This window comes from Desulfosoma profundi (assembly GCF_055387865.1).
Genome location: NZ_AP042420.1, coordinates 561,118 through 586,844, shown reverse-complemented (window position 1 = coordinate 586,844; position 25,727 = coordinate 561,118). Strand labels below are relative to the sequence as shown.

The window sequence follows — 25,727 nt, the reverse complement described above, 5'->3', positions numbered from 1 at the left end:
TCGCCCATTGACTGAACGAAATGAGAAAACATCGGACGGGGTTATGGTCCGAGGCTTAGAGGAGCATCGCCCCCATTTCCGCCACCTGGGAGCGTTCCCCCTTCCGAAGGGTCACATGTCCGGCTAAAGCTTCGGTTTTCAGCCGTTCCACCAAGTACGTCAGCCCATTACTGTCCGAGTCCAGATACGGGTGATCGATTTGGTCGGGATCACCTGTGAAGACGATCTTTGTCCTTTTGCCCACACGGGTGATGAGCGTTTTGATCATATTTGGAGTGAGGTTTTGAGATTCGTCGCATAAAATGAATTGGTTGGGTATACTGCGGCCACGGATATACGTCAAGGTTTCCATCTGCAATACGCCGCGTTGTATCAAATGGTCAATGGGTTCTGATGGGTCTTCGGCGTCTTGGAAGAGCAGTTCGAGATTGTCATAAATGGGCTGCATCCAAGGCCGCAGTTTTTCCTCACGGCTTCCGGGAAGATACCCAAGATCGTCACCCACAGGAACGACAGGGCGGGTGATGAGGAACCGATGGTACAGGCGTTGCTCCACCACGCGTTCCAACCCCGCAGCCAAGGCCAAAAGGGTTTTCCCCGTGCCGGCACGCCCAACGAGGGTGACCACACGAATCGAGTCGTCTAAGAGCAATTCTAAGGCCATCTTTTGCTCTTTGTTACGGGCCGCGACGCCCCACGGAACGTGGTGAGCGTACTTCAGTGACACCAAATAGCCGTTGGTGTGACGGGCAAGTGCGGACTGGGACGGATTGGCGGCGTTTTTCAATACAGTGAATTCCTGAGGAAGCAAGGATGCTTCCTGAGGGACGGGAAGCCGACCGTCTTTAAAGAAGATGTCGATGTCGGATCCCGAAACCAAAAGGGTTCGGTACCCTTCGTAGAGTTCCCGATAATCCACTTTGTCCGATTCATAATCCTGTGCGCGGATTCCCAAAACATCGGCCTTGATTCGAAGATTCAGATCCTTGGTGACCAAAATGACCTCGGCCGATGCTTCCTTGGACAAGGAGTGGACCAAAGCCAGGATGCGGTTGTCGTACTTGTGGGAAGCGAGATCCTTCGGCAGAACGTGATCGTCCACATGGTTAAGCTCAACTCGGACAATGCTGCCGTTCGGCAAAGTCACGCCCTGAGAAAGTCGACCTCGGCTTCTCAGGTCATCCAGCCGCCGAGACACCAGTCGGGCGTTGCGGCCCACCTCGTCCTGCCTCTTTTTTTGATCGTCGATTTCCTCGATGACCGCCAGTGGAATCACAAGGTGGCTGTTGGGAAAGGAGAAGAGCGCATTAGGATTATGAAGCAAGACGTTCGTGTCCAAGACATAAGTGGCCTTATCGCTCATGCGATCAAGTCGCCTCCAGGATCCCGCGGAGCTCCAGTGATCAGGCTTCGCCGGTGTGAAGAGCCTTCTCGTGGGGTGCACACCGTCTGGGTCCAGCGGTGCATCAATGCGTTCCTAGCAGATTGTGCAAGTGGACGATGAGGTCTGTCTTGGGATGGTGTTGAGAAAGGACGGTGACCCTGGCAATGACCATGGCCACAATCGGTATACCGACTGTCATGCACAGCGCCATGTATTTCATGGAACCCTCCCGAGGATCCATCGAGGCTTTTCGCGAACACCTGAAGTCTGACAGGGACATGTGACAATCCTGAGATCGCAATGTGACAAGTGCATGGCATTCGGTCCGACACGAAAAGCTGCCTGCACTCGATTCGCTGATCCGGGGAGGGAAGCGTTTTCAAAAAAGTGGGGGCGGGACCCTTTGCTTACGCTTATGGAAAAAATTACACTTTTTGAAAAACTCCAGGACTTGAAATCCGCTTCAACATCGGCTGTGCCACTGCGAACACGGAGGCTCCTCCCTGATGGGGAGTTAAGCCCGAGGTGAGCCCAAGGGGAAGAAATGACAGCACACTGTGGCGTTGGACGGAGAAAATCTGCCAGTGCCCTCTGCGGAGTGGGACAAAAATAAAGCCCCGACGATTTTCCTTGCGGGTGCGGCGGGTGTGACGTCCACGACCCCGAGGCTGAACAGACTCAAGCGCCTGACAGGGTGGGATTGTCACAAAAGTGTCACGAAGCCGCCATCAAGAGGACACAGATATTCCTTACATGTTCCTCGTGTATAGGAGGAACATGTGTCGGAGAATAGGATCCGCTGCCCCCGATGCCAATGTGATGCCATCTACAGGTACGGAATTTCCGTGACCGGCAAGCAGCGGTACCGCTGTCAGAAGTGTCTTTATCAATTCGTGGAGGACCCGTCTAAAAAACCCAAATTGGAGAAACCGACGTGTCCCCAGTGTGGTGCGGTGATGCATGTGCATCATCGGGTCAATGGACGCGAAACTTTTCGGTGTTCTCAATACCCCTCGTGTCGGGGCTATGTTTCTCGAGGTGAAAAGACGAAGAAATAATTGCAAGAGAGGTGTTGTGTGTCATGAGCTATCTCGTACACAGAATTCCCGGTCGTGTTCGCATTAAAGTTCCGACGATTCGGTATAGTCCCGGCGGAGCTCTCCTGCTCCAAGGGCTCGTGGAAGCCTTGCCCGGGGTGGAAAAGGTCCAGTGTAACCCAGTGACGGGAAGCGTCGTTGTGTACTACGATGAAGCCCTGCTTTCTGCAGAAAGGATTGTCGAGGTTCTTAAAGAAAACGGCCATCTCAACGCCGCCGAAACCTCTAGGGAAGGTCGCCCCTCCGGTTGGGCGTCCGAGACTTTGAGCGTGAGCAAAACCGGGCAATTCTTGACCAAGGCGCTGTTCAATGTGGCGTTGGACGTGGCTTTGAAAAACACGCCTTTTTCTTTTTTAACCGTCTTTATCTGATGTGTTCACACCCCCGGAGATCCTCCCTTTTGACGTCTATCATAGGTCCTTGGGGCACAGCCGCAATATCCGGCCCCGGGACCTTGAAAGCAGACAGTTCTTCGACGGGTTCCTCGGAAGGGATTTTCACTTGGCGGGGAGTTCGGCTTCTCGCCTGACCTGCTTTCGTGTTGACCCACGTTGTCGTCAGCGTGGCCAGAGCGACGATCAACCAGTCCACGATATGCATCGGCGTGAGCCCCAGGAAATTCCTCAGCCCGGGGACAATGCCGGCCAATATTTGGGCGAACAAAGTGGCCGCGATCCCGACGCGGAGGATGGGAATGGCCTTGCCCGACGACTTTGTCGAGTCGGGATCTTCTCGACGACAAACTAGAGCGTGGGCCAACTGAGAGCCCGACAAGATATGAAAAGCTGTGGTGGATGCTTTCGCCGGTCCGCCTTGAAGAAGCCCATAGAAACTTCCAAGGAGAGCCCCCCCGGCCAGCACCGAGGCATCCCGGAACATGCGGGCAAAATCACTTGCACTGAAGAGCGCATCATGGGCTTTTCTGGGAGGTCTTAAGAGCACGTCCGGTTCGGGAGGATCCATGGACAAAGCGATTCCCGGGAAGACGTCGGAGACGAGGTTAATCCATAAGAGCTGCATGGGGTTAAGGAGGGTGGGCATGCCCAAGAAGAGAGCACTGGTGGTCACGAGAATTTCGCTCAAGTTGCTCGATAGAAAGAAGCGTACGGATTTTCGAATGTTGTTTTGAATCGTTCTGCCTTCTTCAAGGGCTACCGCCAGGAGGGTTAAGTCATCATTTTCCAAAATCACGTTGGCCACTTGTTGAGCCGCCCGAATCCCGTTCTGTCCCATGCATATCCCAACGTCCGCCGCCTTGAGAGCAGGGGCGTCGTTGATGCCGTCTCCCGTCATCCCGACGATTTTTCCCGAGCGACGCAGCATGTCGACAATTTGGAGTTTGTGAGCGGGACTGACGCGGGAAAACACGTGAACGCTGCACCCCTTAAGTTCTTCACTATCGATTGTCCACCCGCCATTGAAGCAGGAGGCATTCACAGTCCGAACCGGCTTGCCGCCTGAAAGCTCAAGGGCATTGGCTACCGCCGTTGCTGTGAGTTCTTGGTCACCCGTAAGCATGACCACCTCCACGCCGGCCCGACGGAGGGTGCGGATGGTCTCACGGGCGCCGGCTTTGATGGGATCCGCCATGCCCACGAGTCCGCACCAAATCAAGTCTTCCGGGGCGTCGTGTTCGGTGTCTTTGGGGAACCCATAGGCGAATCCGAGGACTCGAAGTCCCTGACTGGAGAGTTGCTCGTTTTCTTGAAGAATGCGGCGTCGCCTTTCATCGGTCAGCGTCACCGGGGTGTTGCGCCTTATTTCTTTAGTGCAGCAGGCAAGCACGGCTTCAGGATTGCCCTTGACCGCCAGCCACAGCTCACCTTGATCGTTGTTCTGCAGCGTCGCCATATAGGGTCGGGATTCCGACCGAAGGATGGTCCAATACGGTGGAAAATTTTCACGAAGCTCTTGTACAGGCACCCCGTTGGCCAAGGCCAAGCGGATAAGAGCCGTTTCTGTGGGGGATCCATCCAAGACAAGACCCCCTTGCGGGTCTTGGCCGATCCCCCGGGTTTCAATGCAGACACTCGAAATTTCAAGAATCCGCCGAAGGTGATCTTGGTTAAGGGGATCAACTCGGTTGCCGTTGAAGGAAATGACCTGGTCCCGAACTCCATAACGGAGCCCGTCGACCACGATTTCCTGAACGGTCATTCGGTTTTCTGTCAGCGTGCCGGTTTTGTCCACACACAGAACCTGGATAGCCCCGAGGGATTCCACCGCGGTGAGGTCACGGATCAGGACCCCCCGTCGTCGCATGCGCCTTACGGCAAGCGCAAAGGTTGTCGTCGCTGCTGAAGGGAGTCCCTCGGGAACAGCCGCGGCTCCCAAGGAAAGGCTCAGCCGCGCCATGGCAAGCAAGCCGTATCCACGAGCCACTCCAAGGGCAAAGCATACGGCGCACACACCCAGGCAAAACAAGACAAGACGGCGCCCCAACCGCGCCAGTTGATATTCAATGGGCGCTTTGGGCGCTTCCGTTGTCTGGAGCAAGCGCTGTAGCTGGCCGATTTGCGTCCGTGCTCCTGTTGACGTCACCACGGCCACACCGGATCCCCCGGTAACGAGTGTGCCCCTGTAAACCATGTTGAGACGGTCGTGGAGGGGGACCGTTTCAGTCAAAACCACGTCCGCCGACTTGAGCACCGGGAGGCTCTCACCGGACAGTGAAGATTCATCGACGAACAGGTGATCCGCCCGGAGAAGCCGACCATCTGCAGGAACGGTGCATCCCGCACGGAGCACGATAATATCCCCAGGGACGAGTTGACTTCTCGGAACATCCTGCTCCCGACCGGATCGAATGACATGCGCCTCCGGCTCTTCCCGTTGGCGTAGGGCGGATATGGCTTCGTCGGAACTCTTTTCGGTGATGTAACCAATGATGGCATTGGCCGCTACGACCCCGCCGATAATCATGGCATCGGCGACGCCGCCCGTCACAAGAGAGACGACGCTCACCGCACCAAGGAGCATCACGGGCAGGGAGATGAACTGCTTCGTCAACAAGCGCCAACGGGAGATCGAAGGCGTATCTTGAACGTCGTTAGGCCCGTAGGCTTCGAGTCTATGCAAGACCTCCTCATCGGACAGTCCGTGAAGGCCGGATTGCAGGCGGGTGAGGCATGCCTGGGGGGTTTTCGCATGCCAGGCATCGTCCGGAGAAGAGTCTAAATGATCCATTCCAGCAGGCTGCCTGCGGGGAGCTTTATGGGTGGGGGGAGTTTCTACCGACCGGCTCGAGGCGATCGAGGGGCTAGGGGGAGTCTGTTTTCCTGGAGTGTTTCTTACAACGGATGACGGGGGGATAGGATTGGGAGTGTCTTCCTTGAACCTATTGAGGGCTTCTTGGACAAGCCCAAGCACCTGCTCCACGTGGAGCAGAGGGGTGTCATAGAATACCAGTAAACTGCCCGTAGTGGTTCCTGCCCGAACGGTCCGCACACCGTTCTGAGCGCGCAAGTGTTCTGTCAGGTATTTCGCCAGGAGGGGATGGCCCTTCAACAGGGGCATGCGAAGGCGCACTCGCCCCTCCACGCGAGCATGAACCACGCGGATCATTGGACGAACCTTTCAGATCATCCCTTATTTAGCTTATGTTTCCTCGCTCCACTGCTCTACCGATGGAGCCGTATCGCTCTTATCGTTTGCTGGACAAGGATCCGCAGCGTGGGCGGGCTGAAAACCAGCCCCGGAAGGTTTCATGACGTGGGGTTCGCTGTATTTTTCCACTAAAGCCTTGCTGAACACACCGAAAGCATACCAGAACGCGGTGTACCATGGAGGTGCCGTGATGTTTCCCCTCAAGATTTGGATGACACCGATGCCGAGAAGGGTGAGGAAACCTGCCTCCGTCAAACCCACTTCGCCTCCCGTCGCCGCCTTGAGTTTCTGGCTCAATCTGACAAACGGTTGCACCGCCCGCTGGACGGGATGCAAAGTCGGAGATGTTTCGAACCGAAGCGGCGTTTTTTGAATCAAGCGGTCAACAATATCCCTTGGATTGAGAGAATCCCCTTGAAAAAGGAGAGACCCGGTCACGTCGTTGATCTTGACTTTGTCCACCCCGGGCAGATCGGCAACCGCTTCGGCAAGCTGACCGTAAAAGGTGCGGTCCTGCACCTTGTCCCGCATCTTGATGCGAACACGCGTTTTGGTGCAGTGCACCACGTCCGCATATTGAGGCATGGAAGTCCCTCCCGATCTGTCCATCCTTTTCAAGTCGTTTCGGGAGAAGCCCCTTGGGGCTGCAGTTCAGCTTTCGCCTCGGCGGCCAGGTCCTCGACACTTTCCGCCACTTCGGCGACGATTTCCCGGCTTTTGTTGTAAAGGATGATTCCTCCTTTGATTGCCGCCTTCAACACGGGGCGGACAACGGCGCCCAGGACCGGCAAGACTACAGGGGCGACGACTGCAGCGGCCACACCGACCAACAAGCTCTTCGGAAGATTGATGTCCTCGAGTTTCATCGTCTCCTCCTTTATTTGGGTTTAGCCAGATGACGCGTAAACTGCCCAATGCTATTTCGGCTAACTTGGCGAAGCCGTGACCGTCAAGCTCAAAATTCATTCGATTCCCAACAAGTCTGCAGTTCTTCGGTGAAAAATTGTCCGATTATGGCAAACTAAAGACAAAATCATACTGCCGAAGGACGGAGACCATGACGATCCAACAATTTCTTTCCAACGTGCAAGTTCGGCATTTCGTCCCCGGAAGGGTGCGAATCAAGATCGGCCGAAGGTTCTGGGCGTCCGTCGATGCTGCAGAACTCCAAGATTTTTTGGAGAAGATGGAAGGAGTCCGACGGGTTCGGGTCCGGCCCTACACAGGGTCCGTGATCATTGAATTCAGCGGAGACATACAGGCCCTTGACGAGTTTGCCTCCGGTTTCACAGGGTACATTCTTACTCATGCTTCGGCCTTTCAGCACGTCCTCTGCCCATCTCATGAAAAGGCCGTCGATGTGCGACGCCCATGTCGAAGCCCAATCTCCTCAGAGACTCTCTCGCCTCGAACGCACCTTCTGGCTTTCTTGGGCTTAGGCGGGATCTTGGTCTCCAATCTCCTGAAAAGAATACTCTTCGGGAGCAGCATGGCTCAAGGCCCTTTTTCCTTGGCTGGCGTGGTGAGCGTTGTTTCAGCTCTGGTGCTGTGGTCAGCAAGGACAAGGCACATGCAACCCCATCATCGACGTTTGGTCCCTGTCCTGAACATGGCAAGCTTAATCGCCGTCGTGGCCTCCGAGTCTTTGACGGCCGTGGAAATCCTTTTCGTGGGCCATTTGAGTCTTTGGGCCGAAGAGCAGTCTGAGCGGAGGACTGCCCGTTATGTGGAGGAGTTTTTCCCAACGCTTCCGGAAACAGTCCAGGTTGTGGAAAACGGCGTTGTGTGCCGGCGCGCCCTGTCTGAAATCTCCCCGGGGCAGCTCGTCGTGGTGGGGCCCTTGGAAACTGTTCCCGTAGATGGGAACGTTCTGGATGGGTGTGCCACCGTCGAGGAAGCCCATCTCTCGGGTCGAGCGATGCCTCGCACGTGTCGGCAGGGCCACCGCGTCTATGCGGGATCGCGCGTTTTGGAAGGAAAACTCCTTGTAGAGACAGAAAAGAACGCCCAAGAGAGCTCTTTGGCCCAAATCCACGCCTTGGTGCGCGAGGGCCTCGCTCAAAGAACATCCATGGAGCGTGCGGCGGAGGTCTTCTCACGACGTTCGTTGAAGCTCGGAGCCTGGGCGACGGCCGTGACTTTCATGTTCACGGGCGAACTGCGCCGGGCCATGACGGTATTCTTGGTCTTTTCCTGTCCATGCGCCATGGTTTTGGCGGCATCTTCCGTGGTTACCACAGCACTTCTGGCCATGTGGCGGCGGGGGGTGTTCGTTAAAAGCGGACGAACCTTTGAGATGGTTTCCTTATTGGATGCCGTCTGTTTCGACAAAACCGGAACGCTGACAGCCGGTTTGCTGTCGGTCCACGGGATTTACCCCAGGGCCCCATGGATGGCCGAGGATGACATCCTTCTTCTGGCGGCCGCCGCCGAAAAAGATTCCCCGCATCCTGTGGCGGTGGCTTTGCGGAGGGCTGTGGAATCAATCGGCCGACAGCCACCGGTGGCGAGTCAGCAGGAAGTTGTCCCGGGACTCGGGGTTCGCGCGCAGCTTCACGGGGAGACGATCCTTGTGGGGAATGCTTTGTTCATGGAAAAGCACGGTGTGGCGGTGGGTTATTTCGCGAAAAAAGCGCAAGAACATCGCCGCCACGGCCGCCTCGTCATTTACGTCGCCAGAAACGGTCGGCTCCAGGGATTAGTGGCCTTCGGGTCTCAAGCACGGGAAAATCTCCAGGCATTTTTGCAATCCTTGCGTCATGTCGGATTTCGCCGCCTCGACTTGGTCAGTGGAGACAGCGCGACAGCGGTGGCGCTTTTTGCCCAGGGCTTGGGCTTTGACGATGTTCAGGGGGATCTGGATCCCGAGGCCAAAGCCCGATGGGTGGTGGAACGGCAAAATCAAGGCTACCGGGTTCTTATGGTTGGGGATGGCATTAACGACTCACCGGCGTTCAGTCGCGCAGACGTCAGCACGGCCCTGCGCCCAGAAGGAGCTCCAGCGGCGTTGGAGGCTGCCGATGTCGTGATTCTCGACGGGGACGTCCGTAAAATTCTTCTGCTGCGACGAGCGGGGCAAAAAATGCTTCGTCTTGCCCACCAGAATTTCGCCTTGGCTGTGATGACCAACGTCATCGGCTTTGCGGTTGCGGTCACGGGCACTGTCGGACCGGGCCCTGTGGGCCTTCTGCACCTGGTCCACACGGTGGGCATCCTGATGAACTCCGCGCGCATGTTCCGAATCGACTCTCAAGATCGCGTTCGATCACAGGACCCTCTTGGATAGGATCCCTTGCCCCATGCGGAAAGACGCACCTTGCGGATGCGGGCGGAGGACCTGGACCCGGTTTTACTCGGGCCGCAGGTGGATCTGAGCTTTCCATCTCCCCGGCTCCCCACCTTCCAGGCCGCTCCGGTGTCTTTACGGGAAAGCACATCCCGGCCTTGTTTCTTTCAAATGTCACGATCCTGTCACCCGTTTGCCTTGGTGTTGTGACGCCGGTGAGCTTAGCATGACATCTACGGAAAAAAGCTTGAGAGACCTGGAGAAGCGGTCGTCTTCTTGTGATGTTTTCTTGTCAGCCTTCTCGTCGTGGGGTTTACGACAGAGTCGGCGACATCCGTTCAAGCTTTTATTCCAACGGAAAGGGAGAGCGAAGGTGAGGGAGGGACCGAATCAAAAAGGGTTCATTCTTTCTTTCCACGATGTGGCCCCCCATACCTTTCGCGCTTTTGCAGAGTTTGCAGAAGTTTTGGAAACCGAGGGGGTTTCTTGTTTCACATGGCTTATTGTTCCCTTGTGGCATGGGCGATACCTTATAACGCCCCAGAGCCCCTGCGCCGTGTATTTACGAGGCCGCCAGAGTCGGGGAGATGCCCTCGTGTCCCACGGGTTGACCCATCGGTGGGAAAGATCCAAGAAGCCCCGGTCCGCGAAAGATCTTTTTACGGCGCGATGCTACACGTCCCGGGAAAGTGAATTTTTAGGGGTTGGAAAAGACGAGCTGCGCCGAAGGGTTGAGAAGTCTCGTGACCTTCTTGAGGAGGCCGGCCTTCATGCCTCGGGGTTTGTGGCTCCGGCATGGATCTTCCCACCGTCAGGCTATGAAGTCCTCAAGTCGCTTGGATTTGCCGTGACGGAAAGCTATACGAAGATCTACTCGCTTCAGAATGATCAAAAAATTCGAGCTCCTGTGGTCACGGCAAGCAGCCGCACACGCCTTCGGGCTTTTCTTTCTCGCTTTGTCATGCCGGCCTTGGAAGGACTGTATGCCGGAGTGTCTATCCTGCGCGTGGCAATTCACCCGGCGGATCTTGATCATCCCGCCATCCGGCGCCTCATCTTGCGTCTTGTGAGAAAGCTTTGCCGGCAGCGACAACCTCATACGCTCCTATCGTGGCTGAAACCGGTCGTCCTATAGAGCCTCCAGGCAATCTTTGCGTCCGCCCGCCCAAGCCGGGTCGTTTCGTGGCCGTGATGGCATCGGGTGTCTCTTTATGCCTGATCCCCGGCCTGGTCATCTTTCTTTTTGAGGAGGCACGCCGCATTGACGAAGCTTTCCGACGGATGCATCCAGGTGTCCTGCTGCTTGCGCTGGGGATGGTCGGTGCGGGGTGGCTTTGTCACAGCCTCCGTGTCTGGCTCGGCCTTTGGGCCTTGGGCCGTCGTTGTCCCTGGAAGGAGGCGTTTACCGCGGCGATGGCGATGGAATTCGGGGTGTCCGCCACTCCCGGGGGCGTAGGTGGAGGCATCTTGAAAGTGGCCATTCTTCGAAGAATCGGGGTTCCTGTAGGAGAATCGTTAGGACTGATCGCCGCCGATTGGCTTTTCGACGGCCTATTTTTTCTCCTGACAGGAGTCCTAGGGGCCTATGTGGCTCTTCGGGAAAGCCTGTGGCTTGACATGCTGCGCAGCGCTTCGATCCGCCACATCTCCGGAAGTCTCCTCGGGATCGCTGTTGCCGTGATCGTCATTGTCCTCATGGCCGGGTTGTGGGCGAAGAGGGTCTGGCAGGGTTACGGCAAAGATTCGGTGGGAGGGTCCGCGGCTGGAGACATCGAGTGGGCCAGGGGAAAGCTGCTGCGCCTTCGAGACACCCTGCGGCTCGGATGGGCCGCTTTGCCTAGGTTGGCCAAAAGTCGGCGTCCTGTCATCCCGGGGTTTATCGTTCTTGCGATGGTTCAGGGCGGTTGTCGATTCGGCGTCCTGCCCATTCTGGTGCACTCATTGAACCCTGACCTGAACATCATACCTCTTATTCCTCTGCAAGCACTCTTGTGGGCGTTGTCTCTGGCTCTGGTGGCTCCGGGGGGTGGAGGAGGTGTCGAAATCTTGTCGCTTATCTTTCTCCAAGCCGTGCTGCCGCCGGGTTTTGTGTCCGTCACGGTTCTCAGCTGGCGGTTGCTGACCTATCACATGCCGTTGGTCGTCGGGGCCTTCGTGGTGCTGCCGTCACTCTGGATAAAGAGATGAGCGCTCTGCTCGTCATCCTTAATCCGTGAAAGTGCGTTTCTGCATGAAACTGTCCCACTGAAGATATCATGGTGAATTGACGTCTCTTTTGTGCCATCGGGTCTCCTATCACATTTTCACCCACCAGGTGCGTCGATTCGGTTGTCTGAAAGTCGGCCCAGGCCGTCAGGTTCCGCAGATTCAGGGGGATCGTTATGGCAGTATCCATCCGCGCGGGGCCGTTGTCTTCCTCGGGGCGCCCTCGTTGTCGCCCTGAGGCCGGGCTGCGCCTTGACCCAACGGACCGCGGCGATGCGGGGCAGGCAGGTGGGCCTGTCCTGGCGGGATCGTTGCTTAAGGCCGGCATCGATTCCACATCATGACCAAAAACTAGCGCGACGGCGGGGATCGTACGGATTCAGAGCCATCAGGTGAAATGCCGCAGACAGCGACTTTGATGGACCCTGTACGGATGGCCTTGCTGTCCGTCGTTTTTGAAACCACACGGTTTCACGTGCAAAAGAGCCGGGTGGGGAGCTTCAGCGCGGTGGACCCAAGCTAGGAACGGCTCAAGATTTACCGCTGCGATTCAGGGGCCCCGCTTCTCTCGCGATGCTCAACAAGTTCTCTGTATAGATTCAAGAGGGTGGAAAAGGTCCGGGAGCCATCGAAATGGTCAGCGATGTGTCGATGTCTCTCCCATCGTTGTTCCCAAGTGATGGGGGCACAGGACAACAGCTGGAAGGCCGATGAAGCCAGATCGGTGGGGTGATGGGACTGAGAAAAGCAACGGAGATCTCCGTCGACCACCGTATCGTCGGCACCTCCACCGCGGACCAGCAGCACCGGCGTGCCACAGGCTTGAGCTTCAACGGAAACAAACCCGAAAGTCTCTCCACTTCCCGGGTAGATACACAAATCTGCAGCGGAATAGATATGGGCCAGCTCTTCTTTGGATGAGCAATACGGAAGGACGGTCATGGCCGGCCTTCGAGCCGCCGCCTTCTGAAGTTTCCGCCGCAGCGGTCCATCCCCGACGAGCAGCAGGTGGACATCCGTCCCCATGGCTTGAAGCAGATCCAAGGTGCGTGGGAGATGCATCACGCGCTTTTCCTGGGCAAACCGTCCCACATAGGCGATCAGACGTGTATGAGTTCGAATCCCCAATGCGGCGCGCACCTTGGCGCCCTCCTTTCTCGGGAAAAACACCGAAATGTCCGTACCCAAAGGAATGACACGGGTGTTATGGATTCCCACCAAAGCCAAGATCCGGCGGACTCTGGGCGTTGCTGCCACAGTGACGTCCATGCGGCCGTACAGGCGGCGAAGGTAAGCGTTCACATAAACTGATGAAATGCGAGCAAAGACTCGTCCCAAATATTTCCTGGTGGTGCGACCGAGGGCGCGGGGAAAATCCGAATGATAATAGCCGACCACGGGAATTCCATACCGTGTGGCATGATCCAGGCAGACCCAAGCAGAATAATAAGGATCCCCCACTTCTACCACATCGGGGTTTTCGCGGCTTAAAATTTGGAGGATTTTCCATCGTGACAAGAGGAGACGATAGCCCACGGATCCGGCTACCGGAAGCGAACGGATCGTGTAAAGTCGAGAACTTCTGACGCGAGTGACGTCATCTCTGGCGCCGGGAACGATAATTCCATGCTCCACGCCCGGGACGTTTTCAAAGTATTTCGCCTTGTCCGTGACATAACGCTTGATACCTCCACTAAGGGGGCTGTGGAATTGGATGACGTCGAAGATTTTCATTGGGAGCCACCATGCCTTCGAGGAGATGCCCTATCGCCTCCTGGGACTCGCTTGACCGCGCCGCATGGCACGTCTTTTCACCATGGGCCTGCGACTGTATCTGTTTCTTTTTGGTTAAGCGTGTGCTCCTTTGCTTATCAAGTCCTTGCGCCTTCTGGTGGGTTCTCACGATCTTTGAGGCTGCCGTAGGGAAACCCGCCATGTGGTCGCACAGATTGTGCGGGCCGAACTTAAAGAGACGGATTGCCCTCTTGGTGGACCGAACCTATACCGCCAGGGGTAATCCCGTCTTTGATCGATGCAGCGAGTGTTCCCCTGGTGTCCGGCATTGGGGGCGAGCAGCCGTGACAGTTGCTGCGTTCGATGGGTCACCACGGCGACGGGCTTCCGGCGGCGGAGAATCCACCCGCACGTTTGCACTGGAACGCCTAAGACGTTGAGATCATTGAATGCCGGCCTCCGTGTTGGAAACACCTCAACCCCTCATTTTTATATGGGACGGGCTGAAAGTCCCTGCCGACTTTATGCACGCTTCCTAAACGGCACCGCAAGTGAGGCGCCGATATGACGCACCAGTCTCTCAGGGATGCGTCCGTGCCCCACGTGTGTCATTTCGGGGAACGGAAGATTTTGGCAGAGACGATGGCGTCAGCATTTTCAACGGCTTGTGATTTCCTTCCTTATGCGGGTCGGGGGCTCGCGTGTGAGCCTTTTCGACCGGCTCGTCTTCAATCCTCTGTGGCCGACCAAGAACGTCCCATGGTGCGGACATGTCTTGGTCGGAGAGGTTTCCCAGAAATGGGGCCTGGGTTCCGGATTTTAGGCCCTTCGAAAAGGGCCCGTGATTCTGCACTGACTTCATGAGTTAATGCACTCCGGGTAACGCCAATGGTCAGGAAAAGAGCGTTCTATGCTGTGAGAACGTTCTGCAGACCCCGTGGTCAAGGGAAGGTTTCGCGCCCCGCTTCGCCTCTCCACCTCCCGTTGGCATTCGATACAGAGCCGCGCGGTGGGCTGCACTTCCAAGCGCTGGGTTTGAATGGGATCTCCGCATCGGTCGCAGAAACCAAACTCACCGTCGCGAAGCCTCTTTAAGGCGTTCTCGATCTCCCAATACAGCTGCCGATAACGATTACGGAGGCGATGGAGCGTTTCCCGTTGCCGTTCCAGGACGGCCACATCCGCCTCATCCATGGGCTCAGAATGACGGCCGTGTTCTTCCTCGGGATCGCCTAGGGTTTCAAGGGACTCCATCAATGTCTGTCGAGCAGAGTGCAGTAAGACCTCAAAACGCTTCCTCGTGAACGGATCCATGTGTATTTTCTCCTTTATTTCCGTGACTTTCTGAACTGGACACCTCCAAGGAAACCACACGATCCGCCGCGTGGCGACGAACCAGCGGGTCGTGGTACACCCCGAGAACAGCTGCGCCCCTGTGTTGAGCTTCTCGGATCAGCGTAACGACGGTGTCTCGGTTATGAGGGTCTAGGGAGGCGGTGGGTTCATCCAGAAGCAGGATCGGATAAGAACAGACGAAAACACGGGCGATGTTCACCCGCTGCTGTTCTCCTCCGGAGAATGTCGTTGGAGACAAATCCCAAAGCCTCGACGCAATGTCCAGTCGGCGGAGGATGACGGCGGCGTGCTCCCGGGCTTGCTCTGCACTCACACCCCTAAGCAAAAGGGGTTCCATGACGACCTCAAGGGTCGAGACCCTGGGGATGACCCGGAGAAACTGACTGACATAGCCGAGGGCTTCCCGGCGCACCTTCAAGATGGTGTGCGGGGAAGCCGAGGTGATGTCGACGATTTCGGGGCCGTTTCGAATAAGGATCCGGCCCTCGAGTGCCGCGTAGTTTCCGTAAATCATGCGTAGGATGGTACTCTTCCCGATGCCGGAAGGCCCGGTAATGGCGACACTCTCTCCTTTGAGGACCTCGAAATTCACGTCTTTGAGGACAGGAAGAGAGACACCCCCTTGGACATGGAGAGTGAAGGACTTCCTGACCGATTCTACCCGGATCATCCAATCTTTTCTCATGCCCTAAACCTGTTCGGGACCGATCGAGGGTGGGACATCGTCGATCTTTCTGCCTAGCCTGCCAATCGTGAGGCCACCAAGAGTTGGGTGTAGGGATGTTGTGGGTCGTCCAGGACCCGATCCATGAGTCCGTGTTCGACCACGCGTCCCTGAAGCATCACGATGAGGCGATGGGCGAGCAGCCGAGCTACGGCAAGATCGTGGGTGACCATGACCACGGCAAGGCGAAGCTCCCGAACAAGGCGCCGCATCAGGTCCAAGAATCGCGCCTGAACGGAAACGTCCAAGCCCGAGGTAGGCTCATCCATAAAGACGATTCGGGGATTTGTCGCGAGGTTTTTGGCGATCTGGAGGCGCTGGAGCATTCCCCCCGAATAGGTCCCGGGAAGGTCGTCGATTCGGCCGGGTTCCAATTCGACACGCACCATCCACGACAGGGCCGCATGCCGCAGCCGACCATAATGGCGTTCGCCGTTGGCCAAGAGTCTTTCGCAAATGTTGGCCCCGGCGCTCACGTTCATCCGCAGACCCTCTTCGGGTCTCTGAAACACGACGCCGATGGCGGTCCGCAGGAGGCGCCGGCGAACCGAAGCGTCCAGTTTGTAGAGATCCACCAGACCGGTGCCATGCCGATAGAGGACATGACCTTCCGTGGGAGGTTGAAGTCCGGAAAGGCAGCGGAGCAGCGTGCTTTTTCCGGATCCGGATTCTCCGACCACCGCGACGACTTCCCCCGGCATCACATCCAGGTCCACGTGGAGGCACCCGATACGACCGCCGTAATCATGGGTGACCTGTCGGGCGCATAAAAGCGGACGAAGAGGCGAACACTCCTTTGCCTTCGTGGTCTGGGGCGGGTTGACGGGCAGAGCGCGTGGAGGAACTCGGGAAGATGCAAAAAAATCGAAAGACTGATTTTCCATGGGTTTCCTCAAGTCATCAGGAGGCCGCCGAAGTTTTCCCTGGATCGGGTCGGCATGGGTTCCCTCGATGCACCAGCCTCATGGTCGAACGGGCGCAGAAGGGTTTTAGGACCTGCTTTTGTGGCATCACGCCGGCAACAGGCTTCTCAGGCCTGTTATGCCGACCTCCGGACGAATCGGTTTGAGAATCTGGATAATTCCAAATAATCACCCGAAAAACCTTGGATGTCGGCTCACGGGATCTTAGGTGCTCGAGAATCTTCGCGTCTTTTTTGGCAGGCGTCCGTATCGGAGCACACAAACATCCGCCGCCCGGCGTCATCCACGATGATTTCGTCCAAGTAGTGCTTTTCGGCTCCGCAGAGGTGGCAGCGTTCCGTCCAATCCTCGATACGGAAGGGGACATCTTCAAAATCCAAGGGTCGAACGGTGGTGTATGGCGGAACGGCATAGATGCATTTTTCACGGCCTGCGCCGAACAGTTGCAGAGCAGGCATCCGATGCATTTTCGGCACATCAAACTTGGGTATGGGCGATGGGCTCATCACGTAACGACCATGCACCACGACAGGATAGTCGAAGGCCACGCCGATGCGCCCTGTACGCGCCACGTCTTCATAGAGCTTGATGTACATGAGGCCGTAGTCGGCGAGCGCATGCAAAGTGCGGCACTCTTCTTCCCGTGGCTCAAGGAACCTCAGAGGCTCTGGAATGGGCACCTGATACACGAGTATTTGTCCTTCGCGCAAAGGGCTTTCCGGGATCCGGTGGCGCGTTTGAATTATCGTGGCTTTCTCGGTCACCGTCGTGGTTTCGACGCCGGCCGTTTTCCGAAAGAACTGACGGATGCTCACGGCATTGGTGGTGTCGTCCGCTCCCTGATCGATGACTTTGAGGACATCCATGGGTCCGATGAGGGAGGCGGTGATCTGGATACCGCCTGTGCCCCACCCGTACGGCAAGGGGATTTCCCGGCTGGCGAAGGGGAGCTGATGGCCGGGGATGGCGAGGGCCTTAAGGATGGTTCTGCGGATCCGGCGTTTTGTGACTTCGTCCAGGAACGCCGGATTGTAGCCGAGAAGACCTGTCCAGGACTTGCCCGTCGTTGTCGGCGCGACCGCGGGCAAGATTTGCGAGGAATCGAGTGCAGCAACTTTCATGGTTGGTATCCGTTCTCTGTCATGTCGTGCCCTCACGGGCTTCTTCGCGAAGGCACAGGCTCTGTGATAGCGCGGCGGACAACGCTTCCCATGCACGATCGTTTTTCAAAAAATCTGGCGTGTCGCGATCTTGGGTGTGCTGAGACGTCGCTCCTTCCTGAGGCGTTCTTTCAACAGCTTGGCGCACGTGGCACAGTTCGGCCTGAAAATCCACATAATGGGGAAGTTTCAGATGTTGGACGAAGCCGGAGGCTTCCACGTTGTCACTGTGTTTCAAGACAAACTCTTGGTCCTGTGACGGGTACCGAACCGGCTCACCCAATTCAGCCGAACGCAAGGCTCGATCCACTAGGGCCATGGCCATGGCCTTTCTTTCGTTGGCCCCAAAGACCAGACCATACCCTTGAACAAAGCCGGGCGGGCTCTGAGCGTTTTCTTCTGTGCGGCTCAGCATGACGCACTCGGTAATGAGGATAGAGCCGAGGGTGATGCAGAATCCTAATTCCGCCGAATGCACCTCCACAGGGACATACCCCATGCGGATTTCCCCGACGAACGGATGGCCCCGGAACCCAAAACCTCTTTGAGCCGAATAGGCAAGTCCAACGAGGAAGCCTTCATCCCCTCGGGCGAGATTCTGGAGCCGTGCGCTGCGCGGAGACGGGATTTTCAAAGGGTCGAGCGTAATATCGACGGGGGATTCTTCGCCGGAGGTTTGGGCCTTTTCCACAAGTCCGGTTTCCTCGAGGAGATCGGTGAGTCTGGGCGCCCATGAGGCGGCCGGGGTCCGGTCCGCGAGATACACCACGTTTTCCGGCACGGCTTTGGGTTCCAGAAGGGAAAAATCCAGGAGACGGTGCGTGTAATCGTACGTGGGACCAAGGACTTGGCCTCCGGGCAAATCCTTGAACGCGGCGGAAATCCGCCGAAGCAAGCGCATTTTGAGCGTGTCCAGAGGTTGTGAGGTTCCCAAGCGCGGCAGTGTCGTGCGATAGGCGCGAAGGAGAAAAGCGGCCTCCACCAGGTCACCCTGGGCCTGTTTGACCGCAAGGGCCGCCAGCTCAGGGTCGTACAGGGCCCCCTCGGCCATGACCCGATCCACGGCGAGGCCCAATTGTTCTTGAATCTGTTTCACATGCAGTTCGGGGACACGGATATCTCCACGCCTCCTTTCACAAAGAAAACGATGGGCATTGGCGATGGCCTTTTCACCGCCTTTTACCGCGACGTACATAAATCCCCTTTCTCACGGGTGATGATGAGCGAGCGAGGGATCGCCACAAGAGACGGTCCGTGGGTCAGCAAGAGATCCACTCCACGGGGATAAACGGCTTCCAGGCGTTTTCTCCATTCCCAGAACTCCGCTGGGCAGCCGTTCACCCAGATTTTTGCGACGTCAGGCACACCGGGTCCGGTGAAAGAGAGGGATTCGGCGGCATCCGTGGCCCCGGCGTTGGTCAGGCAGGTCATTTGCATAATCAGAGTCGCTCCGAGATGGGGTTCGGTTTCGGTTCCGACCCGAAACAAGTAAGGCCCCGAGAAATTGTCTGGCTGCGTGATGAGAAGCAACTCGGCTTCCTGGGCGTCGGAGACTTTCTGCGGCCGACAGAAGAATTCAACGGCGCGTTGGGCTTCATGATCCTCGGGAAGATCCGTCCAGAAATGCACCGACTCGTCCACCAAGGTGAGGAGAACCGCCCACGCGGCCTGGTGGAGTCCCTCAGGGAATGCGTTTGGCCGATGAAGGGTTACGATGCGTCCGGGATAGGCCATCGCCGTGAGTATCGTGCGGAAGGCTTGTTGCGCATCCAGCACGGGATCCTCGAATTTCATGGAGGAGAGGATGGCGGTATGCGTGTTCACGATCATGTCTCTTTCTCACTCCCCGCGTGTCATGGTCAGGAACTCCACGCGTGTTGCCGCCACCCTACTTGCTTCCCGTCTTTCCGCCTCCTGGCGGCGTCGGGCCAGGGGGTCCACAAAGCTCTCCATGATGTGCGGGCGCTTACGAGGGTCCTGGAGTTGGGCGTCCAGGACCGCAGCGATTTCGGCATGGCGGGGACGTCGGCCCAGAATCATAGCCGTCCCGACCGTGCCATTGGCGAGGGTGACAGTGCATCTGGTGATGGTCACTTCACCGACGTAAAATCGACCGCCAGATCCGCCCACGCGCGCTTGGACAAGAATCAAACCTGTCTCGGGTCCTTGGACCAGGGTGTATTCAGGCTTGTTGTCGTAGCGATCCCAAAAAGTCTGTAAATCTTCGGTATCCGCCTCGGCGAGAACCGTCATCCAGCGTCGGCGGATTTCTTCGTCTTTGTGAGCATTGGCGCCGTGCGGTGTTTCCATGGTCTTTCTCTCTAAATGAAGCGACGTCGGATTTTGGCACATAAAGAGTCAATGACCGTGACGGCCAAAATCACCATGGCCATCATGGTGGCCACATCGCGGTACTGATAGCTGCTCAATTTGTCGAACATGAGAAAACCAATGCCGCCGGCCCCGCAAAAACCCAGAATTGTCGCACTGCGCACGTTGGATTCGAACCGCAAAAGGCTGTAGCTGACCATAAGCGGCATCACCTGAGGCATGACCGCGAAGGAGAGGACTTGGAGAGACCCGGCGCCGGTCGCGGCCACCGCTTCCACTTGCCCGGGTTCCACCGCCTCGATGGCTTCGCTGAAAACCTTCCCGAGGATTCCAAAGGTATGAATGGCCAGAGCCATGATCCCTGCGAACGGGCCTAACCCGATGACCGCCACGAAGACCAGCGCCATGACAAACTCATTGAAGCCTCGGCAAAAGTCCAAAAACCGGCGGGTGATGAAATGGAGCGTCCCGCGCAATATTTTGTAGAAACGGCCTTCGCCGGGAAAAAGGATTTCCAGCCCGTTGCGGGCTGCCAGGAAGGAAACGGGGAGGGCTGCAAGCACGGCCAGGAGACTCCCCCAAATGGCGATGGCCACCGTTTCCAGAAGCGATTTCGTGAAATCCCGCAGGCTGGACAGACTGGTCTGAGGCGGGAAGAAGCCGCCTCGTTTTTCACTGAGGAGTCTTCGATATTCCTTGTCGACGAGAGCTTGACGCTCCTTGTCAGACATCGCACTTAGACGTTTCTCGGCCAGAGCTTGTGCCTCCCGGGTGAGGGCCGCGGAGTCCAGGCGTTTTCCGGAGCTTTGAGAATCAGCCTTGAGTTCCTGGAGAATTTCTTGGGTCAGCATGATCAAAGGCATGCGCTCCGCCTGCCGGCGGGCAGCCTCCATTTCCTCATGTGTCAGCTGGCGGCCGAAAAGATAGGTCCAGGCATGGTGGCGCTTTTCCCAGAGCTTCATGGGGTCGATTTCGGTCCAGACATAGGTGACGCCGAGGATGACAAGGACGGCCAGGGTGAGCACCGCGCGCTTTACGGTGTGTAACGATAAGTGAAGCTTGGAGCTGGCTGAGGCTCTCATCTGAAGGGTTTCCATGGGAGCGTCCTATACTGAAGAAGGTTGCGGGAGCGGCGATGCTGGCGATGGGCATCCCCGGCATGCCTTCTCCTCCGCGTCACGCGTCGGTGTTTCCCCGAATCCGCACCGTGAAGACCGTCAGGAACTCTGGGCTAGTTGTTTCTTGAGCTGATTGAGGTAGCGGATGACGTCGTAAACCGTGTCGTCGGCTGGAGCGTAGCCGCCGATTTGGAGTTTTTCCAAACCCTGTTTGTCGGCGTTGAAGGTCATCAGAGCTCCCGCAAAAGCAGCCTTCAAACTTTCGGGAAGATCCTTTCGGGCGCACATTGGCGAGCCCGGAATCAATTCAGACTTCCACAGCACTGTAAAGTCATCCCAGGAAACCTGACCTTTCTCGCTCATGCGGTTCAGGTCGATGTTGTTGGTTGCCGCCACGTCGATGGTTCCATTTTTGACGGCCAAAATACTGGCTCCGTGGGATCCGGAAAACTTGACTTCCTTGAAATACTGTTTCGGATCAACCTTGAGGTCGCGATAGAAAAGCAGATTGGGGACCAGGTAGCCTGAGGTGGAATTCGGATCCGTAAACGCGAATACGCGACCCTTCGCGTCCTCGAGCTTTTCGATCCCAGAGCCTTTCTTGGCAATAATGACGCCGTAATAGCCTGGTTCTCCGGAAGTGTCCCTTTCCATGGCCACAGCCACGGCGCCGGCCTTTTCCGAAGCTTCCACATAGCTTTTTGGTCCGAAGTAGGCGAAATCAATGTGCTTATGCGCCATAGCGGTGATCACACCCGCATAATCGGACGCGCTTTGGGCTTCCACTTTGATACCTAGGGTTTTCTCAAGGTGAGCGATCAGGGGCTCAAAGCGTTTTACGATATCCGCCCCCCCTTCCGTCGGGATGAGTCCAATGCGCACGGTCTTCGGCCACCCATCTGGATTCGCGCAGGAGACGCCGGCACCCAGAAACACGGAAAGGCCGAGTACCACCACACTCAAGAACAGATTTTTTTTCCAAACTCTCATGCTTTCCTCCTCGTGATTTCTACCTTTGATCCACGCTTCTCACGCACAGGCAACGACTTCTTCCAAAATTCCAGGACACTGGCCGTTGTAGATATCGGTGACGATCTCGTCATGAAGGAGGGAGACCGGACCTTCGAAGACCACCCGTCCACGGCTCATGCCCAGGATCCTTTTGGCATAGCGCTTGACAAAATCCAGATGGTGAAGGTTCACCACGACGGGAATCCGCTTCCGTTCATGAATGTCCCGAAGGATGCCCATGACCATCGCAGCGCTTCGAGGGTCCAAGCTGGCGATAGGTTCATCGGCGAGGATCACGTCGGGTTCCTGGGCCAGAACCCTGGCGATGGCCACCCGCTGCTGTTGCCCTCCGGACAAGCAGTCCGCTCGCTGATGGGCCAAGTCGGCAATCCCCACTTCGTCGAGGCAGTGCAGGGCGTAATCCTTTTCCTTTGCGGAAAAGAGTCTGGCCAAGGACAGGGTGTGCAGGGTCGGTGAGTTCTGAAAGCGCAGGCGACCGGCAAGGACGTTTTCCAGCACAGTGAGTCGCTGGACGAGGTGGAATTGCTGGAAGATCATTCCCAGTCGTTGGCGCACTCGCTGCAAGGTGGTGCCGGACACATGGGTGATATCCTCACCGAGAAGGATGATCCGGCCTGAGGTTGGTGGGATGAGTCGATTGAGGCATCGGAGAAGGGTGGATTTCCCGGCTCCGGAACAGCCGATGATGACAAGGAAATCCTCGGCCCGAAGGTCGAAACTGACTCCATCAAGGGCGAGGGTTCCCGACAGATAGCGTTTGACCAACTGACGGACCTGGAGAATGGGTTCCGCCTCTCCGGGTTTTACGGCGAAAGCTGGACCGAGCATAGCGACCACTCCTTGGAATGTTGGGTGACCTGATAGGTTTGTCCTGGGGAAGTGCTTGTCGGTTTGGTGCGGGCTTTGTAGACGCGACGTCCTCCGACCCAGAGTTGGGACACATGCACCCAGGGACCGTGGGCTTCCATCACAACAACGTCGGCGCAAAAACCCTTTTTGAGGGATCCACACGGAAGCGACGACGCCAAGAGACGGGCGGGATGTGATGTCACGTGGGCCAGAGCCGTTGGGAGAGGGATACCGCATCGACGATGGAGGACAAACGGCGCCTGGGGCAGGCATTCGGGGTAATAGTCACTGACGATGGCGTCTGTGACGCCGTTGCACACGGCGTCTCGGGCGCTGAGATGGCTGTTGGATGAGGCACCTCGAATGACGTTGGGGGCACCAACCAGCACCGCCATGGATCGGTGCTTGGCATAGCTGGCAGCCTCCGCGGTGACCGGAAACTCACACCCACAAGCTCCTAACGCGTGGACCAACGCCACTTTTTCAGGACTGTCGTCGTCGTGGCTTAAAAGTGGGATGCGGCAGGCCCGCACCAGGTCGGTGAGATGGACAATGTCTTCCCAGGCGCGGTCCCTTTTGCGGATTTTGGCGGCGGCCATGGATTGCGTTTCGCAGCGGCTGAGCTTGTAGGTGCCGGAATAGTAATGATGAAAGGCTTCAAAACTTCGAAACTGTCCTTGACCGGGCGTGTGGTCCATGATGGACACCAGATCCAATGAGCCTTCCTGCAGGAGGACCTCGAAAATCCTTCGGGCCTGATCCGACCCCACCTCAAAACGCCCATGGACGCGGTGCCGAACGGAGGCGTCTGGAGAGGCATCGAAAGCCTTTATGTCCCGCACGATCTCGGCCGCTCTTTGGGGTGATCGCAGCCCAAGTTCGTTATCCGCAAAGCTCACGGCATGACAAAAGGTGCTGATACCCGCGGCCGCTAACCGCCGGTCCAGAGTGGCCAGCGCGAACTGCGGTTCGAAGAGAACACCGGGGCGCATTTCGATGCATTTTTCGAGCACATCGGAATGAAGGTCCACCAGGCCAGGGAGAATGATCGCTCCGTGCACATCCACAAGACGGGCGTCGCACGTCGGGGGGATGCCGGACCCGACCTCTATGATGCCGTTTCGGTCGAAAAGCACCCATCCCTGGTCGCGCAAAATTTCCCCGTCGAATAAAGCTCCGCCGTGGAGACATGTTTTCATGGCACCTCACCTGAAACGCAGGGCTGAACATGTTCCGCACACCTTGTGGGCAGGGCGTCGTCATCATTCAGGTCGATGCGGTAGACTCGGGACGGTGCCTGGACAAACCCTGCCTTCTCGTAAAACCCACGCTGGGTACTTTCGCGGGCTTCACTGGTGAGCACTTCAATTCTCACCGCATGACGGTTCTTGGCATACTCCAACGCATAGGCTGTGAGGGCCTGACCGATGCCTCGGCCTCGCCAGCCGGCATGGACCACCAGTTCTTCAATGGAAACGAGCTCCCCGGCAAGGCGAAGGCATGGAAGAGAGCGGAGGGTTATCATGCCGAGGACGTGCCCATCGGTGCGCGAGACCGCAAGGATGCAGTGAAACGACGGATTCGTCAAAAGCTCCAAAAAAACGTCGCGGAGCTTCTGGTAGGGAGGATTGTAGCCCAAATGGTTGAGGAGACTCTGCACAGTCGAGATGTCCTCTTGGGTGGCTGGTCGAAAGCCGACCGCCACCTTACGCTCGGGACTGTTCGTCAGTTCTCTCATGCCTACTCCGCAAATTGCCGTGGGACCATGCCCCGTCCGTACCGTTGCGGCCATTAGACGCCCGCCATGTGACGCGACGGTGTCCCGTAAATGAAAATCTCGTGACAGAGATAAAGGGGGGCTCCCCGGAGCCTTTGAGGAGACCTTTGGGGGCAAGACAACCTGAATCCATGGAAAAAGATTATGCGGGCTCAGTTTCCGACATTCGAATCGATGTCCCTGCCAGGTGAAAACGTGAGAGAAGGTCCTAGACCTCAAAGAGGATCCCGAATCCGGGCGATGCCCGCCATCGTCCCATTGTTTTGTGGTCATGATGTGGAATCGATGCGGACCTCGGGCAACGAGACCGTAGGGGCAGGCCCCCGTGCCTGCCCGGAGTCGTTGCGGTCCATTGGATCAGGGCGGAACCCGGTACAGGGATGACCGCGGGGCGCCCCGACAAGGACAACGGTCCCGGGCATGGGGGTGGGCATGACGATAACCCTGAATCCGTGGAGCAAGAGGGCGTGGGCCGACCTCCAGACATCCGGATCGGTGTCCCTGCCAGGTGAAAATGTGAGAAGAAGGTCTGGAACATCGAACAGGATTCTGAATCCGGGCGATGCCCGCCATCATCCCATTGTTTTGTGGTCATGATGTGGAATCGATGCGGACCTCGGGCAACGAGACCGTAGGGGCAGGCCCCCGTGCCTGCCCGGAGTCGTTTCGGTCCATTGGATCAGGGCGGAACCCGGTACAGGGATGACCGCGGGGCGCCCCGACAAGGACAACGGTCCCGTGCACAGGGGTATGCATGACGTCAACCCTGAATCCGTGGAGCAAGAGGGCGTGGGCCGACCTCCAGACATCCGAATGGATGCCCCTGCCACGTGAAAACGCAATAGAATGCCCCATAGCATCAAAGAGACATAAGTTCACCATGATAGCTTCAGTAAGACAGGGTTATGCATAGAGACAATCTCGCGGACTAAGGGATAGGTTTATGCCTGTCGGATGCGGGAAAGCCATGGCAAGAGTGTGCGGGTAGCAGTGCCGGATCGGCGGGAACTCGTACGAATGGTCTCCGGTTTGGAAAGGCGCCTTTTGGGGCGTTTACGGGGAACTGGGCGGAAGGTCTTGTGATGTTCCCATGGGCCCGGAAATCCAGCGAAAGTCAAAAGCGGCGCGAATGTCCCGCGCGCCGC

The 25,727-nt window shown here is 57.1% G+C and carries 23 protein-coding genes; 5 read left to right on the top strand and 18 right to left on the bottom strand.

Annotation, left to right across the window (positions count from 1 at the left end; translation table 11 throughout):
- Nucleotides 1-55 precede the first annotated feature (55 nt).
- On the bottom strand, nucleotides 56-1,363 hold the full coding sequence (locus ACZ5K9_RS02595; protein ID WP_464272861.1) for a PhoH family protein: 1,308 nt from the start codon (nucleotides 1,361-1,363) through the stop codon (nucleotides 56-58).
- A 103-nt stretch (nucleotides 1,364-1,466) separates the two neighbouring features.
- A complete protein-coding gene (locus tag ACZ5K9_RS02590) occupies nucleotides 1,467-1,604 on the bottom strand; it encodes a hypothetical protein (protein ID WP_464272860.1) in 138 nt (45 codons plus the stop codon).
- Between the two features lie 559 nt (nucleotides 1,605-2,163).
- Between ACZ5K9_RS02590 and ACZ5K9_RS02585 the strand changes: the two genes are divergently transcribed.
- Together ACZ5K9_RS02585 and ACZ5K9_RS02580 are read left to right on the top strand one after the other, a co-directional pair.
- Entirely contained in the window at nucleotides 2,164-2,442 is a 279-nt protein-coding gene (locus tag ACZ5K9_RS02585) for an IS1/IS1595 family N-terminal zinc-binding domain-containing protein (RefSeq protein ID WP_464272859.1), read from the top strand.
- Nucleotides 2,443-2,465: 23 nt separating this feature from the next.
- Nucleotides 2,466-2,852: an HMA2 domain-containing protein gene (locus tag ACZ5K9_RS02580; protein ID WP_464272858.1), complete on the top strand. Its 387-nt coding sequence runs from the start codon at nucleotides 2,466-2,468 to the stop codon at nucleotides 2,850-2,852.
- On the opposite strand, the gene ACZ5K9_RS02575 is transcribed toward ACZ5K9_RS02580, so the two are convergent.
- From ACZ5K9_RS02575 to ACZ5K9_RS02565, 3 genes are read right to left on the bottom strand one after another with little or no spacing between them, the layout of a single operon-like run.
- Nucleotides 2,845-6,045 (bottom strand): cation-translocating P-type ATPase, encoded by a 3,201-nt coding sequence (locus tag ACZ5K9_RS02575; protein ID WP_464272857.1) that lies wholly within the window; start codon nucleotides 6,043-6,045, stop codon nucleotides 2,845-2,847. The two genes, ACZ5K9_RS02580 and ACZ5K9_RS02575, sit on opposite strands and share 8 nt — an antisense overlap.
- Nucleotides 6,046-6,078: 33 nt before the next feature.
- Nucleotides 6,079-6,672: a hypothetical protein gene (locus tag ACZ5K9_RS02570; RefSeq protein ID WP_464272856.1), complete on the bottom strand. Its 594-nt coding sequence runs from the start codon at nucleotides 6,670-6,672 to the stop codon at nucleotides 6,079-6,081.
- Between the two features lie 29 nt (nucleotides 6,673-6,701).
- The gene (locus ACZ5K9_RS02565) at nucleotides 6,702-6,953 is read right to left on the bottom strand and encodes a DUF5132 domain-containing protein (protein WP_464272855.1); all 252 of its coding nucleotides are present in this window, start codon (nucleotides 6,951-6,953) and stop codon (nucleotides 6,702-6,704) included.
- Between the two features lie 191 nt (nucleotides 6,954-7,144).
- Here ACZ5K9_RS02565 and ACZ5K9_RS02560 point away from each other — a divergent pair, with 191 nt between their 5' ends.
- From ACZ5K9_RS02560 to ACZ5K9_RS02550, 3 genes are all read left to right on the top strand, one after another.
- Complete coding sequence (locus ACZ5K9_RS02560; protein ID WP_464272854.1) at nucleotides 7,145-9,373, top strand: heavy metal translocating P-type ATPase; 2,229 nt, start codon at nucleotides 7,145-7,147, stop codon at nucleotides 9,371-9,373.
- A 373-nt stretch (nucleotides 9,374-9,746) separates the two neighbouring features.
- Nucleotides 9,747-10,508, top strand: coding sequence for a DUF2334 domain-containing protein (locus ACZ5K9_RS02555; RefSeq protein WP_464272853.1), 762 nt, complete (start codon nucleotides 9,747-9,749; stop codon nucleotides 10,506-10,508).
- A 56-nt stretch (nucleotides 10,509-10,564) separates the two neighbouring features.
- Entirely contained in the window at nucleotides 10,565-11,560 is a 996-nt protein-coding gene (locus ACZ5K9_RS02550; protein ID WP_464273926.1) for a lysylphosphatidylglycerol synthase transmembrane domain-containing protein, read from the top strand.
- A 555-nt stretch (nucleotides 11,561-12,115) separates the two neighbouring features.
- Here the strand turns inward: ACZ5K9_RS02550 and ACZ5K9_RS02545 are convergent.
- The 13 genes from ACZ5K9_RS02545 to ACZ5K9_RS02485 form a co-directional block, all read right to left on the bottom strand.
- Nucleotides 12,116-13,312: a glycosyltransferase gene (locus ACZ5K9_RS02545; protein ID WP_464272852.1), complete on the bottom strand. Its 1,197-nt coding sequence runs from the start codon at nucleotides 13,310-13,312 to the stop codon at nucleotides 12,116-12,118.
- Between the two features lie 858 nt (nucleotides 13,313-14,170).
- On the bottom strand, nucleotides 14,171-14,626 hold the full coding sequence (locus ACZ5K9_RS02540; RefSeq protein ID WP_464272851.1) for a TraR/DksA family transcriptional regulator: 456 nt from the start codon (nucleotides 14,624-14,626) through the stop codon (nucleotides 14,171-14,173).
- Nucleotides 14,598-15,353 carry a phosphonate C-P lyase system protein PhnL gene (gene phnL / locus ACZ5K9_RS02535; RefSeq protein WP_464272850.1) on the bottom strand — a complete coding sequence of 252 codons (756 nt, stop codon included), beginning with the start codon at nucleotides 15,351-15,353 and terminating at the stop codon, nucleotides 14,598-14,600. Before phnL ends, ACZ5K9_RS02540 begins: the two co-directional genes overlap by 29 nt.
- A 53-nt stretch (nucleotides 15,354-15,406) precedes the next feature.
- Entirely contained in the window at nucleotides 15,407-16,276 is an 870-nt protein-coding gene (gene phnK / locus ACZ5K9_RS02530; RefSeq protein ID WP_464272849.1) for a phosphonate C-P lyase system protein PhnK, read from the bottom strand.
- Nucleotides 16,277-16,509: 233 nt separating this feature from the next.
- The gene (locus ACZ5K9_RS02525) at nucleotides 16,510-17,436 is read right to left on the bottom strand and encodes an alpha-D-ribose 1-methylphosphonate 5-phosphate C-P-lyase PhnJ (RefSeq protein ID WP_464272848.1); all 927 of its coding nucleotides are present in this window, start codon (nucleotides 17,434-17,436) and stop codon (nucleotides 16,510-16,512) included.
- Between the two features lie 19 nt (nucleotides 17,437-17,455).
- Nucleotides 17,456-18,670, bottom strand: a complete 1,215-nt coding sequence (locus ACZ5K9_RS02520) for a carbon-phosphorus lyase complex subunit (RefSeq protein ID WP_464272847.1) — start codon at nucleotides 18,668-18,670, stop codon at nucleotides 17,456-17,458.
- Nucleotides 18,655-19,305 (bottom strand): phosphonate C-P lyase system protein PhnH, encoded by a 651-nt coding sequence (gene phnH, locus ACZ5K9_RS02515; protein WP_464272846.1) that lies wholly within the window; start codon nucleotides 19,303-19,305, stop codon nucleotides 18,655-18,657. The genes ACZ5K9_RS02520 and phnH overlap by 16 nt, the downstream gene beginning before the upstream one ends.
- 9 nt (nucleotides 19,306-19,314) lie before the next feature.
- Nucleotides 19,315-19,785 carry a phosphonate C-P lyase system protein PhnG gene (gene phnG / locus ACZ5K9_RS02510; RefSeq protein WP_464272845.1) on the bottom strand — a complete coding sequence of 157 codons (471 nt, stop codon included), beginning with the start codon at nucleotides 19,783-19,785 and terminating at the stop codon, nucleotides 19,315-19,317.
- Nucleotides 19,786-19,796: 11 nt separating this feature from the next.
- The gene (gene phnE, locus ACZ5K9_RS02505) at nucleotides 19,797-20,903 is read right to left on the bottom strand and encodes a phosphonate ABC transporter, permease protein PhnE (protein ID WP_464272844.1); all 1,107 of its coding nucleotides are present in this window, start codon (nucleotides 20,901-20,903) and stop codon (nucleotides 19,797-19,799) included.
- Nucleotides 20,904-21,023: 120 nt separating this feature from the next.
- Nucleotides 21,024-21,914, bottom strand: a complete 891-nt coding sequence (gene phnD / locus ACZ5K9_RS02500) for a phosphonate ABC transporter substrate-binding protein (protein WP_464272843.1) — start codon at nucleotides 21,912-21,914, stop codon at nucleotides 21,024-21,026.
- A gap of 39 nt (nucleotides 21,915-21,953) precedes the next feature.
- Nucleotides 21,954-22,784 (bottom strand): phosphonate ABC transporter ATP-binding protein, encoded by an 831-nt coding sequence (phnC, locus tag ACZ5K9_RS02495; RefSeq protein WP_464272842.1) that lies wholly within the window; start codon nucleotides 22,782-22,784, stop codon nucleotides 21,954-21,956.
- Nucleotides 22,760-24,004 (bottom strand): alpha-D-ribose 1-methylphosphonate 5-triphosphate diphosphatase, encoded by a 1,245-nt coding sequence (locus ACZ5K9_RS02490; protein ID WP_464272841.1) that lies wholly within the window; start codon nucleotides 24,002-24,004, stop codon nucleotides 22,760-22,762. Before ACZ5K9_RS02490 ends, phnC begins: the two co-directional genes overlap by 25 nt.
- Nucleotides 24,001-24,543, bottom strand: coding sequence for a GNAT family N-acetyltransferase (locus tag ACZ5K9_RS02485; protein ID WP_464272840.1), 543 nt, complete (start codon nucleotides 24,541-24,543; stop codon nucleotides 24,001-24,003). The genes ACZ5K9_RS02490 and ACZ5K9_RS02485 overlap by 4 nt, the downstream gene beginning before the upstream one ends.
- Between the last annotated feature and the right edge of the window lie 1,184 nt (nucleotides 24,544-25,727).

Bases quoted from the DNA above. Each gene is read 5' to 3' on its own strand.
- ACZ5K9_RS02595 (WP_464272861.1), bottom strand. From the start codon at position 1,363: ATGAGCGATAAGGCCACTTATGTCTTGGACACGAACGTCTTGCTTCAT.
- ACZ5K9_RS02590 (WP_464272860.1), bottom strand. From the start codon at position 1,604: ATGAAATACATGGCGCTGTGCATGACAGTCGGTATACCGATTGTGGCC.
- ACZ5K9_RS02580 (WP_464272858.1), top strand. From the start codon at position 2,466: ATGAGCTATCTCGTACACAGAATTCCCGGTCGTGTTCGCATTAAAGTT.
- ACZ5K9_RS02575 (WP_464272857.1), bottom strand. From the start codon at position 6,045: ATGATCCGCGTGGTTCATGCTCGCGTGGAGGGGCGAGTGCGCCTTCGC.
- ACZ5K9_RS02570 (WP_464272856.1), bottom strand. From the start codon at position 6,672: ATGCCTCAATATGCGGACGTGGTGCACTGCACCAAAACGCGTGTTCGC.
- ACZ5K9_RS02565 (WP_464272855.1), bottom strand. From the start codon at position 6,953: ATGAAACTCGAGGACATCAATCTTCCGAAGAGCTTGTTGGTCGGTGTG.
- ACZ5K9_RS02560 (WP_464272854.1), top strand. From the start codon at position 7,145: ATGACGATCCAACAATTTCTTTCCAACGTGCAAGTTCGGCATTTCGTC.
- ACZ5K9_RS02550 (WP_464273926.1), top strand. From the start codon at position 10,565: ATGGCATCGGGTGTCTCTTTATGCCTGATCCCCGGCCTGGTCATCTTT.
- ACZ5K9_RS02545 (WP_464272852.1), bottom strand. From the start codon at position 13,312: ATGAAAATCTTCGACGTCATCCAATTCCACAGCCCCCTTAGTGGAGGT.
- ACZ5K9_RS02540 (WP_464272851.1), bottom strand. From the start codon at position 14,626: ATGGATCCGTTCACGAGGAAGCGTTTTGAGGTCTTACTGCACTCTGCT.
- phnL (WP_464272850.1), bottom strand. From the start codon at position 15,353: ATGAGAAAAGATTGGATGATCCGGGTAGAATCGGTCAGGAAGTCCTTC.
- phnK (WP_464272849.1), bottom strand. From the start codon at position 16,276: ATGGAAAATCAGTCTTTCGATTTTTTTGCATCTTCCCGAGTTCCTCCA.
- ACZ5K9_RS02525 (WP_464272848.1), bottom strand. From the start codon at position 17,436: ATGAAAGTTGCTGCACTCGATTCCTCGCAAATCTTGCCCGCGGTCGCG.
- ACZ5K9_RS02520 (WP_464272847.1), bottom strand. From the start codon at position 18,670: ATGTACGTCGCGGTAAAAGGCGGTGAAAAGGCCATCGCCAATGCCCAT.
- phnH (WP_464272846.1), bottom strand. From the start codon at position 19,305: ATGATCGTGAACACGCATACCGCCATCCTCTCCTCCATGAAATTCGAG.
- phnG (WP_464272845.1), bottom strand. From the start codon at position 19,785: ATGGAAACACCGCACGGCGCCAATGCTCACAAAGACGAAGAAATCCGC.
- phnE (WP_464272844.1), bottom strand. From the start codon at position 20,903: ATGGAAACCCTTCAGATGAGAGCCTCAGCCAGCTCCAAGCTTCACTTA.
- phnD (WP_464272843.1), bottom strand. From the start codon at position 21,914: ATGAGAGTTTGGAAAAAAAATCTGTTCTTGAGTGTGGTGGTACTCGGC.
- phnC (WP_464272842.1), bottom strand. From the start codon at position 22,784: ATGCTCGGTCCAGCTTTCGCCGTAAAACCCGGAGAGGCGGAACCCATT.
- ACZ5K9_RS02490 (WP_464272841.1), bottom strand. From the start codon at position 24,004: ATGAAAACATGTCTCCACGGCGGAGCTTTATTCGACGGGGAAATTTTG.
- ACZ5K9_RS02485 (WP_464272840.1), bottom strand. From the start codon at position 24,543: ATGAGAGAACTGACGAACAGTCCCGAGCGTAAGGTGGCGGTCGGCTTT.